We start from the raw sequence: 13,033 nt of genomic DNA on the forward strand, positions 1-13,033 counted from the left end.
TCGGCTCAGCTCCCTCGATAGGTGGAAAAGGCGAAGGGCGACAACAGCAATGGGATGTGATAGTGCCGCTCCTCGGTCACGGCGAACGCGATGCTCACCTCGGGATAGAAGGCTTCGACCTCCCGCCGCGCGAAGTACGCGCCGGTATCGAACACCAGCCGATAGGTCCCGGGTTCGAGCGCTTCGCCCAGCGCCCCGATCCGCCCATCGACATCCGTTTCGCCCGAATCCAGCTGCCGATCCTCCTGGTACAACGTCACGGTGACGCCCGCGGCGGGCGCGCCGCGCACCGCGTCCAGCACGTGCGTGCTCAGCGTGCTCATGACCGCGCCGCGCCGGCGCTCGGCTCCGCCATGACCACGAACGTGGCTGTGCCGACCGTTCGCTCGCTCCGCTCACTCACGACCGCTCCGCCAGCAGCGCGCGCAGCCGGATCCGGTTGATCTTGCCCAATTCTGTTCGCACAAATCGCCTTTCGGTCTCGGGATCATTGCCCAGCCGGGCGGTGAGCAGCGCGAGCAGCTCCTCGCCCGACTTTCCGCTCGCGCACACCAGATAGATGTGCCCGAACCGTTCCTCGTAAGCGCGGTTGCCCTCGGCGAGCGCCGCGCGTACCGCGTCGGCGGCTCCCGACACCCCGGCCTGCTCCCGCGTCGAAGCCGCGGAATGCGGCCGCTCCCCGATTCTCGGATGCCCTGCCAAAGCCATGTCGAGTTCGGACTCCGGCAGCCCGGCCAGCACCTCGTCCGCGGCGTCGAGCAGCGCCTCCACGCTGGGGTACGGACGGCCCGCGACCAGCGACCGCGCGAAGCTCGGCGACGAGCAGCAGCCGAGCACGGCCCGGTAGGCCGCGTCGCCGGACAGCGCGTCGAACGCCGCGATCCCGGGATGCTGATCCATCATCGGACCAGCATCGGATACGACCACGCGGGCCGCCACCGGAAAGGGATGGATCACCCTCGGCGTGTCGCTCGCGGCGGCGCGTCCCGGCACCGGCTTCACCTCATGCGGCGCAAACCGCGCGGTATTACCGTTTAGCCATGGCCGACCCTGATCGTCCCGCCGTCGCGGCCTGCGCCGGCGTCGTGCTCGCCGCGGGCGCCGGAACCCGCTACGGAAAACCCAAGGTGCTCGCAGAGGACGGCGCCTGGCTGCGAGCGACCGTCGCCGCGCTGCGTGACGGTGGCTGCGACCCGGTCATCGTGGTTCTCGGCGTGACCGGCCCGACGCCGCGGATCGTCGATCTGCCGCCGGGCGTGCGGCCCGTGTGGGCCGCGGACTGGGCCACCGGTATGAGCGCATCACTGCGGGCGGGCCTGATCGCCGCCGCGGGCACCCCCGCGCGCTACGCCGCGATCATGCCCGTGGACACCCCCGATGTCGGCGCCGATGTAGTCGCCCGGGTGCTCGCCGCCGCGCTGGCGTCTCCCAGCGGTCTGGCGCGCGCTGTGTTCCACAACACACCGGGACACCCCGTTGTCATAGCCCACAAGCACTGGAATGCGGTTTGTAGGACGTCGGCAGGAGATTCCGGCGCCCGCACCTATTTGACCGGCAGAAACGATATGGTGTGCGTCACGTGCGACGATTTGGCGACGGGCGTCGATCGTGACTTCCCGGCCACGACCGCACGGTGATCGGAGCTAGCTGATGCGGGACATCGTCGACGACCTGTTGCGGGTGTGGCACTCGGGCCGGACCGGCGGACTCGGCACCATCGTGCGCACCGTGGGCGCCGCCCCGTTACCGGTGGGCTCGGCGATGCTGGTCGCTCCCGACGGGGGCGTCTACGGATCGGTGGCCGCGGGCGGGCTGGAGGAGATCGCGTACGAGGCGGTGCTCCAGGCGGCGCGCACCGGCCGTCGCGCGATGCACCGCTTCGGCGTGGCCGGCGGCCTGGAGGCGGGCGGGAACGGCGAGGGGATGATGGACGTCTTCACCGAGCCGTTCTCGCGAAGACACTTCCCGGAGTTCCCGGACGTCGCCGCCGAGATCGCGGCCCACCGCAGGGTCACCGTCTTCACGGTGGTCTGGAACTCCGATTCCGACCTCATCGGCCAGCACCTGATCACCGACAAGAAACACGCCACCGAACTGGTCGCGCTACCGGATTCGGACGTCTTCGTCTCCTCGTTCGCCCCGCCGCCGCGCCTGCTCATCTTCGGCGCCAATTCCTTCGCCGCCGCTCTCACCGTGCAAGCCGAGTTGCTCGGCTACCGGGTGACGATCTGCGATTCGCGCCCCAATTTCGCTACGCCGGAATCGTTTCCCGGCGCCGAAGTGGTGGTCGACTGGCCGCACCGCTACCTCAACACGCTGTCCGCGGCCGGCGAGATCGACAGCAGCACAGCCATAGTCGTGCTATCGCACGATCCCACGTTCGACATCCCGCTGCTCACCGTGGCGCTACGACTACCCGAGCTCGGGTATCTCGGCGCGATGGGCTCCCGCCAAGTGCACATCCGTCGGATCGAGGATTTGCAGGCAGGCGGTTTCGGCGCGGATACCCTCGCACGGCTGCACTCGCCCGCCGGATTGGACATCGGCGCGCGCACCGCCCCCGAGATGGCCGTGGCGATCGCCGCCGAACTGCTGGCCGCCCGCGCCGCCCAACCGGTGCGAGCGGCCGACCCGTACAGCGGCGAGTTCCCTATCCCGTCGAGGACCGCTGTGGGCATCTGATCATTTCAAGCCGGGGTTCTCGGCATACACTTCGCGCAGTACGGACAGGTCGAACAGCTGGGCGGCCTTGATATCGATCTTCGCGGCGCGCAGCGCGGCGATATTCTGCTCGATCAGCGCGTCGGTCATGGAGAGCAGACCATTGGCGGCCGTGTCCGCCGAGACCACCAGCTCGTTCTGAGCGCTCGCCTCCTTCGTCTGCTCGGCGAGATCGAGCTTCTGATCCTTGCCGTACACCTCGACCGCGAGCCGAGCCGATTCGGCCGGGTCCGCCACCGCGTCCTTCCAGCCCTTGATCTCGGCGGCCAGGAATGCCTTCAGCTTGTCGCGCTCCTTGTCGATGGTGGACTGCGCGACCGTGAGCGTCTCCGCGACCAGCGGCAGGTCGAAGTCCGCGAACAAGAAGTGCGTGTTCTGGAAGCCCTTCGCCGCCAGCGTGATCGGCTCATTGGTCACGTAGCTGACCCATCCGTCGACCTCACCGTTGGCCAGCGGGGTCGGATCATATTGCGCGGGTACGACGGTGACATCGCCGGGCTTCATCCCGTTGGCGGTGAGCAGCGCGTTGAAGATCAGCTGGTTGGTGTCCTGCACACCGATCTTGCGGCCCTTCATGTCCTGCGGCGACTCGAGCGGTCTCGCGGCGGCGGACACGATCGCGAACGGATTCTTCTGGTAGGTGGTGGCGACGATCTTGGCGGGCAGGCCCTCCAGGATCGCCGGTGCGGTGGTCTGCGGCGCGGACAGTCCCAGCCACACCTTCCCGGTGTCCAATCCGGCCTCCACCGACGTGCTGGCCGCGCCGCCCGCGACGAGGTCGACCGAGCCGAAACCGGCTTCCTTGAAATAGCCTTTCGAGTCGGCGAAGTATTCGCCGGCGAATTCGATGTTCTTCAGCCAGGACAGCTGCACCGCGACGCTGCCGTACTTCGAGCCGTCCTCGGTGGTGCCGCCCGACGAGCCGCCGGAATTCCCGCCGCAGGCGGCCAGCGCCCCCGCACCGCCGAGCGCGGCGCCGGCGAACGCGGAGTAACGGAGAAACGAGCGTCGGTTCAGGTGCCCGAACATAAAGCGTTGCGCGGGTGTCATGGGCCGAATCTAGGTGTAGCGCGTTTCATTTTCTTTACTTTGGCGTTCCGAGCGAGAATTCGCCTGAGTATCGCCGGCCGGGTCGTTCGGTCAGAGTCGTCCCGCTTCCGGCCCGAACCTTGCGAGAACGAGGTTCTCGATGACGCCGACGATCGCGTAGAGCACCACCGAGACCAGCGTGACGACGACGATCGAGGCCCACAACTTGCTGTACTGGAACGTCGGGATCGCCCGGATCAGACTGGCGCCCAGACCGGTGCCGCTGCCGAGCCACTCCCCCAGCAACGCGCCGATCAGCGCGCCCGGCACCGAGATCCGCGCCGCGGCGAACACCGAAGGCAGCGCCGCGGGCACGGCCACCATGCGCAACCCGGTCCAGCGGGAACCGCCGTACGCGGCAACCAACTCCAGCGCCTGCCGCGGCGCGCCGCGCAACCCCGCCGTGATCATGACCAAAGCGGGGAAGAACACCACGATCGCGGCGAGCACCGCGACCCCGGCCAGGCCACGGCCGAACACCAGCACGATGATCGGCGTGAGCGCCACCAGCGGCACCGAGCGCAGCAGCATCGCCACCGGGAGGAAGGTCTGCTCCACCGCGGCGAACGACACGAACAGCGCCGCGACCACCAGCGCGGCGAGCATCCCCGCACCGAACCCGATGGCCGCGTCGCGCAACGTGATCTGCAGGTCGTCCAGGATCGCCTGCCGCGCGGTGGCGGCATGGGGCGCCGTCACCAAGTAGGTCCAGATATCACCGGGTGTCTTGCCGACTCGCGGACCGACCTGCGGAAACGCCCGCAGGAAGACGTACCAGATCGCCAGCATCAGCAACAGCGAGGTGCCCAGCGGTAACAGGAAGATCCCGATCCGTCGCAGGAGGTTCATCGGGCGTCCTCCGCAACCCGGTGCGGCCGAGGGTTCATCGTGCCTCCCGCCCGGTCCAGGGCGCGGCCAGCCGGGCGGCCAGCGCCACCAGCGCGTAGCCGAGTCCGGCCAGCGCCGCGGCGGCCAGCGCCATGCCCCAGGTGCGTGGCACGTTGTAGGAGGTCTGCGCGGCGGTCAGCGCCACCCCGATTCCACTGTCCACGCCGCCGAGGTATTCGCCGATGATCGCGCCGAGCACGGCCGACGGCGCGGCGATCTTCAACGCCGCGAACGTGCTCGGCAGCGCCGCGATCGCCTGCACCCGGTACAGCTGCTGCCAGCGCCCGCCACCGTAGGCGCGCACCAGGTCCAGGCTGGTCCGGTCGGCCGAGCGCAACCCGGCGACGGTGCCGACCATCGTGGTGAAGAAGCAGTACATCGCGGCGAGGAACACCGTCGGGGTGCGTCCGCCGAAGACCACCAGGATGATCGGGCCCAGCGCGAGCAGCGGCGTGCAATAGCTCAGGATAGCCAGCTGGGTCGCCAGCGACTCGATCGGCGGGACCAGCACGATCAGGACGGCCAGCGCGATTGCCAGGCCGTTGCCCCAGACGAATCCCCGCAGCGCGCCGAGCGCGGTGATCCGAAAATTGGGACCGTACAGGTCCCATCCGTCGGTGTACATGGTGTGCAGCACCTGCCAGGGACTGGGTATGGTGCCGCCCGCGACTCCGAACGCCGCGAGAGTCCACCACACCGCGACCAGTCCGAGTACGCCGAGCACGCCTGCGAAGCGCTTCATGCCGCACCGTCCGTTCGACGGATGCGGGGCGCGAGCGGATGCGGGCGGGCCGGCCGGGTATGTGCGCCGGACCGCCACGGGCCCGGCTTGCCGTACCGCACACAGCGATCCGGTTGCGGTGCGTTCACGCGACTCCTCCCTTACCCGACTTCCCGAACAGCAGCTCCGACAGATAGTCGTGCAGCTTGTGGAACTCCGGTGTTCGCATCATCTCCGGCAGCCGCGGGCGCGGCAGATCGATCTCGACCAGCTCCAGCACCCGCCCCGGCCGCGGGCTCAGCACGGCCACCACATCGGACAGGAACACCGCCTCCGCGATGCCGTGGGTGACCATCAGCGTCGTCGCGGGCTTCTCGGTCCAGATCCGCAGCAACTCCAGATTGAGCCGCTGCCTGGTCATGTCATCGAGCGCCCCGAACGGTTCGTCCAGCAGCAGCACGGTGGGCTTCACCACCAGCGCCCGCGCGATCGAGACGCGCTGGCGCATACCGCCCGACAGCTGCGCGGGCTTGGCCTTCTCGAAGCCGTCCAGTCCGACCAGGCGGATCAGGTCATCGATCTGCCCATGCTCCGGCTTGATGCCCGCGACCTGCAACGGCAGCGCGATATTCGAGGCCACCGACCGCCACGGCAGCAGCGCCGAATCCTGGAACGCGATGCCGAGCCCGTGCCTGCCGCGCAGTTGCGCGGGCGTCATGCCATCGATCAGCGCCGTGCCCGCGGTCGGCGTCTCCAGGCCGGCGAGGATGCGCAACACCGTCGACTTGCCGCAGCCGGACGGGCCGAGCAGCGACAGGAACGTGCCCTGCTCGGTGTGCAGATCGACGCTCGCCAACGCCTGCACGGTTTTCCGCCCGACCCGGAAGGACTTGGTCAATCCGCTGAGATGAATTCCGGTCCCCCCGGCGGTACCGCTCTCCGTGCTCATGACGGCCACGATAAGAGCACCTCATTGCACGGACATTGCGAATCGCGTCGCCGGATTGCGCAATCGTTACGGTCCGCACCGAGCGCGGCGGGTGGATTTCGAATCGGGGCGAGCCGATCGGATGAGATACGCCCCGCCGCGGGTTACACGACAGGTGAACCCGATCCTCGCGCTGCTCGACGCCAAGCTGCACATCGCGGGCTCGGAGATCCTCTGGCGCGAAGTGATCGGCAACGGCTTCGGCTTGGCCTCCGCGATCGGCGGCATGCGGCGGCGCGTATGGGCCTGGCCGGTCGGCATCGCCGGGAACGCTCTGCTGTTCACCGTGTTCGTGGGCGGGGTGTTCCACACCCCGCAGCAACTGAATATGGCCGGGCAGGCCGGCCGTCAGCTGATGTTCGTCGCGGTCAGCGTGTACGGCTGGTGGAGCTGGCACCGGCACGCGGCGCGCGAGACCGGGCTCGAGCACCGCGGCGTCGACCCGCGCTGGGCGGGCGGGCGCGAACGGTTCGCCCTGGTGGCAGCGATGCTCGCGGGCACGGCGGTGTTCGCGCAGCTGTTCGCGTGGCTGGATTCGTACGGCCCGTGGGCCGAGGCGTGGATCTTCACCGGCTCGGTGCTCGCCACCTACGGCATGGCCCGGGGGCTGGCCGAATTCTGGTTGATCTGGATCGCGGTAGACCTGGTCGGCATTCCGCTGCTGGTTCGAGCGGGCTACTACCCTTCGGCCGCCCTCTATCTCGTCTACGCGGGCTTCGTGGCCTGGGGGTTCCTGGTCTGGCGGCGCAGCATCCGCCCCGCCGCCGAGGTTTCGCGGCCCCCGGCGCCGGTCACCGCGAAGTAGATCCGCCTTACACCACGTCGACCCGCACGCCCGCCGCGCGGATCGCCTCCACCGCCGCCGGATTCGCGTCGGTGTCGGTGACCAGCACCTGCACTTGCTCGATGCCGCAGATGCGGGCCAGCGCGGTGCGCTCGAGCTTTTCGCCGGTGGCCACCACCATCACCCGGCCGGAACGCCGCACCATCTCGGTGGTCACCCCGGCCTCATCGATATGCCTGCACTGGGCGCCGCCCGCGACGGAGATCGCGTTCACGCCGAGCACGAGTTCGTCGAGCCGCAATTCGGCCAGCGCCCGTTCGGCCAGCGGCCCGTGCAATTCGTAGGACTCCCGCCGGGCCACCCCGCCGAGGACGATCGTACGCATGTGCGGCCGCAGTACCATCTCCCCCGCGATGTTCAGCGCATTGGTGACGAGGGTCAGCCGCTCGTCCCCGGCCGACCCGAGATCCGTGCGCCCGGCCAGTGCCCTGGCCACCGCCGTGGTGGTGGTGCCGCCGTTCATCCCCACCACCGCGTGCGGATCGACCAGGGACGCCGCGTGTTCGGCGATGCGCTGCTTGGCCTCGCCCGCACTCTGCCGGTACCGCGCGGGCAGGTCGTAGGCCACCGTGGTCGCCACCACGCCGCCGTGCGTCCTGGTGGCCAGCTGTTGTTCGGCGAGCGCGGTGAAGTCCCGGCGCACCGTCGCGGCGGATACGCCGAGCCGATCGGCGGCCTCCTCCACCGAGAGCCGCCCGGATTCGGCGAGCAGTTCCAGCAACCGGTTCCACCGTTGCGGCCGATCCGTCGGTCCGGTCATCTCACACCGCCCCGATCGCGCGGGAAACCTGCTGTTTCGGCGAGCACGCGAACAATATGACCACACGAGCGTGCCCGGAGCGATCTCCCACGACCGAGGCGGACCGGCTCAGGACACATCGGCCTCGACTGTGGGCCGCTCGCGCAGCGCGACGGGAACTCGTCCGGCCCCGTCTTCCGTGGACGGATCGACCCGCGTGCCGGAGAGGCCGGAATTCACGAAGTAGGCGATCTCCGCGCAGATTTCGTCCAGGCTCACCGTCGCCTCCGGCGCGGTGCTGTGCACCAATTCCTGGGCGAGCGAGGTGACCGCGCCGATCACGGCCAGCGCGAAGAGATCGAAACGCCGCGGGCCGGTCTCGCCGCGGCCCACGGCGCGCTCGGCCTCGTTGATCAGCAATGCCGACAGCAGCCGGCGCTGCTGCCTGCGCCACTCCTCCACCGCGGCGCTCACACCGACCACTTCGACATAACACACTCGCGCGCACCGGGCATCGGCACAGGTGACACCCAGGTACGCGCGGAAACTCGCCACCACGCGTGCGGGTAAGGGCTCGTGCTCGGTCGCCGCCAGGGCCGCGAGCGCGTATTCCAGCGCACGGGAGGTGATGCGATTCGCCAAGGCGATGAGCAGAGCCTCCCGGCTGCCCATGTCCTCGTAGAAACTGCGCGTAGAGACGTTCGCCAGGGCACAGAGTCGTTCGATCGAGGTGGCCGCGTAACCCTGGGTGCCGAATAGTTCGAGGGCGGCATCGATCAGGCGGGTCTGCCGCTGGGCAACCCGCTGCTCCTTGGACAGCCCGCCGTAGCTGCGACTGTCCTTGGGTCCGTGATCCCGCCGTGTCACCGTTCGATGCTACCGCGCGGCTACCTCCCCTCAGCGCGTCGAGCGCTGGTGCCGTGGCGATTCCGTCGTCCGCGCGGTCCGGCGCACGCACGCTATTTCACGCTGCCCGCGGTCAGTCCCGCCACCAGACGCTTCTCGATGAGCGCGAACAGCAGCACCACCGGAATGATGCCGACGGTGGAAATCGCGAACACGTACTGCCACGCGGTGTCGTACTGGCCGACGAACTTGGTCAGCGCCACCGACAGCGGCTGGTTCTGCGGCGTGGTCAGCACGACCAGGCTGGCGGCGAATTCGTTCCAGCACGCCACCACCACGAAGATCGTCGCCGTGACGACGCCGGGCCAGACCAGCGGCAGGCTCACCCGCAGCAGCGTCTGCGCGCGGCCGAGTCCGTCGAGCATCGCGGCCTCCTCGATCTCCACCGGGATCGCGGCGAAGAAACTGTGCAGGATCCACACCGCGAAGGAAAGGTTGAACGCCGCGTTCACCAGGATCATCGCCAGCCAGGTGTCGTTGATGCCGAGCGCGAAGAACTCCCGGATCAATCCGGTGACCAGCACCGTCGGCTGCAACATCTGGGTCACCAGCACCACGCCGAGAAACACCGCGCGCCCCGGAAAGCGGTGCCTCGCCGTGTAGTACCCCGCCGGAATCGCCACGGCCAGCACCAGCGCGGTGGCACAGACCGCGATGATGATCGTGCTGGCCAGGTTGAACGGCAACGGCGTCTCCGGGGTGTCCCACATCGTCGCGTAGTTGTCCGGATGCCAGGACTGCGGCAGATACGTCGGCGGGATGCGCAGGATCTCGGCCCTGCTCTTCAGCGAACCGAGCACCATCACGACGAATGGCAGCAGGAACACCACGGCGAGTACCGCGCCGACCGCGGTGAGCTCCCAGCGGCGTCGTCCGGCGCGGGTGCCCGCCGGGCCTGCCTGCTCGACGGCCTCGGCCTGCGCCGTCATCGGTCGATCTCCCGGGTCGGGCGGACCAGCCGAACGTAGATCGCGATGACGACGATGATCAGCGCGAAGTTCAGCACGCTCATCGCCGCGGCGGTGTCGATCTGCTGGTTCTGCCGGATCAGCTTGAACGTCAGTGTCGTGGTGGTGTCCGCCGAGAAACCGGCGATGCTGCCGGTGATCACTTGCAGGATCGGCAGCGAGTTGAACACGTTGATGATATTGATGATGGTCGCCACCGCGATCGCCGGACGCAGCTGCGGCAGGGTGAGGTAGCGGTAGCGCTGCCACGCGCCCGCGCCGTCGACCCGTCCCGCCTCGTCTATCTCCGCCGGAATCGACTGCAGCCCGGCCAGAATCGTGTAGGTCGTGAACGGCACGGAGACGAACACCGCCACGCCCATCGCCACCAGGAACGCCTGCGCCGGCTGCTTGGTGAAACCGTAACCGCGGTCGAGCAGCCCGATGTCGACCAGGAACCGGTTCGCGATGCCGACGTCCGGGTCGAGCAGGTAGTAGAAGATCGTCGTCGTCATAACCACAGACGCCGCCCACGGCACCAGGATCGCCATCCGCACCGCGGTGCGTCCGGGGAAATCCTTGTTCAGGAACTGGGCCAGCGCCGCGGACAGCACCAGGGTGATCAGCACGACGCCGACCACCCAGACCACCGTGTGAGCCAGCACCGAGCCGAGTTCGGAGATCCCGAACAGGGTCCGGTAGTTGGCCAGTCCGGCGTTGCCGCGGTCCTGGCCGTAGGCGCTGAGGTCCCTGGTGCTGGTCCACACCATGTAGCAGGCGGGGAAGGCGACGACGGCCGCGATCAGGACCAGCGAAGGCCCGATCCACGGTAACGCCGCCGCTATTCCTCTGCGTCGCACGTCAGTTCGCGGCTTCCTGGATCCGGCGCAGGACCTGAGCCGGGTCGGCGCCCTGCCCGATGGTGCCCATCTGCTGGCGGATGGCGCCTTGGGCCGCGGCCCATTTCGGATTGTTGCTCGGATAGAACCGCGCCACCGGAAGCGTGGCGGCGAATGCCTTGGTCACCGGGTCGTCGGCGAGCGCGGTCGCGGCGCTGTGGGTGATCGGGATGAAGCCCTCGTGCTTGACGAAGTCCGCGTACACCGCGGCCGAGTAGAAGAAGTCGAGGAACTTCTTGATCGACTCGGCCTTGGCGCCGTCCTTCTTGAAGGCCATCAGGTGATCGGCCACACCGAGCGTCACCGGCGTGCCGGTCTTGGTCGGCGAGGGCGCGGTCGCGTACCGCAGGCCGGGGTTCTTCGCGAGGATCTGGCCGATGGTGGGCGGCAGCGCCTCGATCATGCCGATCTTGCCCTGGATGAAGGCGTTGATCACGTCCTTGCGGTCGGTCGCGCCCGGATTCGGCTGGGTCGCACCGGCATCGATGAGGTCACGCATGGCCCGCACACCCTCCAGGTTCTCGGGGGTGTCGACGGTGATCCGGTCGCCGTCGGCCCAGGACCCGCCCGCGCCGAAGGTCCAGATGGAGGTCTCGCCCTGCGCCTCCTCGCTGCCCAGCGGAAGCCCGTACCCGGAGACGCCGCCGCCGAGCGCCTGGATCTTCTTCGCCGCGTCGGTCAGCTCGGCCCAGGTCTTCGGCGGCCGGGCGATGCCCGCCTTTTCGAACAATTCGGCGTTGTAGAACAGTGTGCGGGTGGAGGCGAACAGCGGCAGCGCGTACTGCGTGCCGTCGAGTGCCGCGTTCTGGGCGAAAGCCGGTTGGATGTCGGCCAGCACCGGCGCGGAGACGATGTCGGTGGCCGGGTAGAGCAGGCCGTCGCCCGCGAAGCTGGCGTAGGCGTCGATGTTGAGCAGGTCCGGAGTGGTCGACGGCGACTGGAGCTTGGTGCGTACCACGTCGTTGATCGAGTTCCACGACTCCATCTGCAAGTTGACGGTGACACCCGGGTTCTGCTTCTGGAATTCGGCGATGATGCCGTCCCACAGCGCCTTGGTGCCCGTGGCGCCGTCGCTGTAGGCGGGTGCGAGGAAATTGATCGTGGTGGCGGAGTCCGCGGCGTCTTTCGAACCGAACCCGCAGGACGAGAGGGTCAGCGCGACGCCGGTGACCATCGCGACTCCGGCAAGCACGCGACGAAATGGTCTTTTCACGAGCAGAACCTTTCAGATTTACCCACCCGGCGCCAGCGGAGCCGCCGATGATGGGAGGACACACGGTCCGTGCACGTCAATCTAGCCCGAATCGTGATCATATGTGACCGATTTGGTTGTAAATTTGACATAAACGATCACAGGCATGAGGCTGTTCTGGTGCCTACGCCTGCCCGCACGCCGCAGCCGCATCTGGCCACCGAGGTGGCCACCCAGCCGGACGACTGGACGCACGCCGCGACCGTCGCCTCCGATCACCACGCCGCGCTACCGAGGCCGGGCGAGCGCGTCGCGGTGATCGGTTGCGGCACCTCGTATTTCATGTCACGCGCGATCGCGGCATTACGAGAGGGGTCGGGCGCGGGCGTCACCGACGCCTGGCCCGCCAGCGCGGTCCGCGCCCGCGACTACGACCGCTACCTGGTGATCTGCCGCTCCGGCACGACCACCGAGGTGGTGCGCGCCATGCGGGAGATCCCGGCGCACACCCCCCGCGCGGTGATCTGCTCCAGTCCCGGCACACCCGTCCTCGAACTGGGTGACCCGATCCTGATCGACCAGGTCGACGAGCGGTCGGTGGTGCAGACGCGTTTCGCGACGACCGCCCTCGCCATCCTGCGCAGCCACCTGGGCGAGGATCTGACGCCGGTGATCGCCCAAGCTCGGGCGGTGCTCGCCGAGGATCCCGCCGAATCGCTGGCCGGGGTGCGCGGCGCCGAGCAGGTCACCTTCGTCGGCATGGGATTCGCGGCGGCCATCGCCGACGAGGCGGCGCTCAAGCTGCGCGAATCCTGCCAGTCCTGGACGGAGGCGTACCCGGCAACCGAGTACCGCCACGGCCCGATCGCCATCTCCGCGCCCGGCCGCGCGGTCTGGGCCTTCGGGGCGCTGGAGTCCGGCTTCGCCGCCGACGTCACCGCAACCGGCGCCCATCTGGAACACCGTGACATCGACCCGATGGCGGACCTGGTCCGGGTACACCGGCTCTGCCTCCTGCGCTCCGCCGACCTCGGACTCGACCCCGACCACCCCCGCGGCCTGAATCGCTCCGTGGTCCTGAACTCATGATCGGAGGCCT

15 protein-coding genes are annotated in these 13,033 nt (G+C 68.7%); 4 read left to right on the top strand and 11 right to left on the bottom strand.

Annotation, left to right across the window (positions count from 1 at the left end; all coding sequences use genetic code 11):
- Nucleotides 1-5 precede the first annotated feature (5 nt).
- A complete protein-coding gene (gene uraH, locus NA8_RS06720; protein ID WP_063049487.1) occupies nt 6-323 on the bottom strand; it encodes a hydroxyisourate hydrolase in 318 nt (105 codons plus the stop codon).
- A gap of 76 nt (nt 324-399) precedes the next feature.
- On the bottom strand, nt 400-900 hold the full coding sequence (uraD, locus tag NA8_RS06725) for a 2-oxo-4-hydroxy-4-carboxy-5-ureidoimidazoline decarboxylase (RefSeq protein ID WP_157106568.1): 501 nt from the start codon (nt 898-900) through the stop codon (nt 400-402).
- 140 nt (nt 901-1,040) lie between these two features.
- On the opposite strand from uraD, the gene NA8_RS06730 reads away from it, so the two are divergent.
- Both NA8_RS06730 and NA8_RS06735 read left to right on the top strand, forming a co-directional pair.
- On the top strand, nt 1,041-1,637 hold the full coding sequence (locus tag NA8_RS06730) for a nucleotidyltransferase family protein (protein WP_063049488.1): 597 nt from the start codon (nt 1,041-1,043) through the stop codon (nt 1,635-1,637).
- Nucleotides 1,638-1,650: 13 nt separating this feature from the next.
- A complete protein-coding gene (locus NA8_RS06735) occupies nt 1,651-2,682 on the top strand; it encodes an XdhC family protein (RefSeq protein WP_063049489.1) in 1,032 nt (343 codons plus the stop codon).
- Here the strand turns inward: NA8_RS06735 and NA8_RS06740 are convergent, their stop codons facing one another.
- The 4 genes from NA8_RS06740 to NA8_RS06755 all read right to left on the bottom strand — a co-directional run bounded on the left by NA8_RS06740 (nt 2,683) and on the right by NA8_RS06755 (nt 6,368).
- On the bottom strand, nt 2,683-3,771 hold the full coding sequence (locus NA8_RS06740) for an ABC transporter substrate-binding protein (protein ID WP_157106562.1): 1,089 nt from the start codon (nt 3,769-3,771) through the stop codon (nt 2,683-2,685).
- 90 nt (nt 3,772-3,861) lie between these two features.
- Nucleotides 3,862-4,659: an ABC transporter permease gene (locus NA8_RS06745; protein ID WP_063049491.1), complete on the bottom strand. Its 798-nt coding sequence runs from the start codon at nt 4,657-4,659 to the stop codon at nt 3,862-3,864.
- Between the two features lie 34 nt (nt 4,660-4,693).
- A complete protein-coding gene (locus NA8_RS06750) occupies nt 4,694-5,440 on the bottom strand; it encodes an ABC transporter permease (protein ID WP_063049492.1) in 747 nt (248 codons plus the stop codon).
- Nucleotides 5,441-5,564: 124 nt separating this feature from the next.
- A complete protein-coding gene (locus tag NA8_RS06755; RefSeq protein ID WP_063049662.1) occupies nt 5,565-6,368 on the bottom strand; it encodes an ABC transporter ATP-binding protein in 804 nt (267 codons plus the stop codon).
- Nucleotides 6,369-6,522: 154 nt separating this feature from the next.
- Between NA8_RS06755 and pnuC the strand changes: the two genes are divergently transcribed.
- Complete coding sequence (pnuC, locus tag NA8_RS06760; RefSeq protein WP_174550053.1) at nt 6,523-7,212, top strand: nicotinamide riboside transporter PnuC; 690 nt, start codon at nt 6,523-6,525, stop codon at nt 7,210-7,212.
- 7 nt (nt 7,213-7,219) lie between these two features.
- Here pnuC and NA8_RS06765 read toward each other — a convergent pair whose 3' ends face one another.
- From NA8_RS06765 to NA8_RS06785, 5 genes are all read right to left on the bottom strand, one after another.
- Nucleotides 7,220-8,011 (bottom strand): DeoR/GlpR family DNA-binding transcription regulator, encoded by a 792-nt coding sequence (locus NA8_RS06765; RefSeq protein ID WP_063049494.1) that lies wholly within the window; start codon nt 8,009-8,011, stop codon nt 7,220-7,222.
- Between the two features lie 108 nt (nt 8,012-8,119).
- Entirely contained in the window at nt 8,120-8,857 is a 738-nt protein-coding gene (locus NA8_RS06770; protein ID WP_084466579.1) for a TetR/AcrR family transcriptional regulator, read from the bottom strand.
- A gap of 92 nt (nt 8,858-8,949) precedes the next feature.
- Nucleotides 8,950-9,825, bottom strand: coding sequence for a carbohydrate ABC transporter permease (locus tag NA8_RS06775; RefSeq protein ID WP_084466580.1), 876 nt, complete (start codon nt 9,823-9,825; stop codon nt 8,950-8,952).
- The gene (locus tag NA8_RS06780; protein ID WP_063049495.1) at nt 9,822-10,703 is read right to left on the bottom strand and encodes a carbohydrate ABC transporter permease; all 882 of its coding nucleotides are present in this window, start codon (nt 10,701-10,703) and stop codon (nt 9,822-9,824) included. The genes NA8_RS06775 and NA8_RS06780 overlap by 4 nt, the downstream gene beginning before the upstream one ends.
- Before the next feature lies 1 nt (nt 10,704).
- The gene (locus NA8_RS06785) at nt 10,705-11,955 is read right to left on the bottom strand and encodes an extracellular solute-binding protein (RefSeq protein WP_245663692.1); all 1,251 of its coding nucleotides are present in this window, start codon (nt 11,953-11,955) and stop codon (nt 10,705-10,707) included.
- A 159-nt stretch (nt 11,956-12,114) separates the two neighbouring features.
- On the opposite strand from NA8_RS06785, the gene NA8_RS06790 reads away from it, so the two are divergent.
- Nucleotides 12,115-13,023, top strand: a complete 909-nt coding sequence (locus tag NA8_RS06790) for an SIS domain-containing protein (protein ID WP_245663693.1) — start codon at nt 12,115-12,117, stop codon at nt 13,021-13,023.
- The last annotated feature ends 10 nt before the right edge of the window (nt 13,024-13,033 follow it).

The sequence above is a fragment of the Nocardia arthritidis NBRC 100137 genome (genome assembly GCF_001612765.1).
Lineage (GTDB): Bacteria > Actinomycetota > Actinomycetes > Mycobacteriales > Mycobacteriaceae > Nocardia > Nocardia arthritidis.

Bases quoted from the DNA above. Each gene is read 5' to 3' on its own strand.
- uraH (WP_063049487.1), bottom strand. From the start codon at position 323: ATGAGCACGCTGAGCACGCACGTGCTGGACGCGGTGCGCGGCGCGCCC.
- uraD (WP_157106568.1), bottom strand. From the start codon at position 900: ATGGATCAGCATCCCGGGATCGCGGCGTTCGACGCGCTGTCCGGCGAC.
- NA8_RS06730 (WP_063049488.1), top strand. From the start codon at position 1,041: ATGGCCGACCCTGATCGTCCCGCCGTCGCGGCCTGCGCCGGCGTCGTG.
- NA8_RS06735 (WP_063049489.1), top strand. From the start codon at position 1,651: ATGCGGGACATCGTCGACGACCTGTTGCGGGTGTGGCACTCGGGCCGG.
- NA8_RS06740 (WP_157106562.1), bottom strand. From the start codon at position 3,771: ATGACACCCGCGCAACGCTTTATGTTCGGGCACCTGAACCGACGCTCG.
- NA8_RS06745 (WP_063049491.1), bottom strand. From the start codon at position 4,659: ATGAACCTCCTGCGACGGATCGGGATCTTCCTGTTACCGCTGGGCACC.
- NA8_RS06750 (WP_063049492.1), bottom strand. From the start codon at position 5,440: ATGAAGCGCTTCGCAGGCGTGCTCGGCGTACTCGGACTGGTCGCGGTG.
- NA8_RS06755 (WP_063049662.1), bottom strand. From the start codon at position 6,368: ATGAGCACGGAGAGCGGTACCGCCGGGGGGACCGGAATTCATCTCAGC.
- NA8_RS06765 (WP_063049494.1), bottom strand. From the start codon at position 8,011: ATGACCGGACCGACGGATCGGCCGCAACGGTGGAACCGGTTGCTGGAA.
- NA8_RS06775 (WP_084466580.1), bottom strand. From the start codon at position 9,825: ATGACGGCGCAGGCCGAGGCCGTCGAGCAGGCAGGCCCGGCGGGCACC.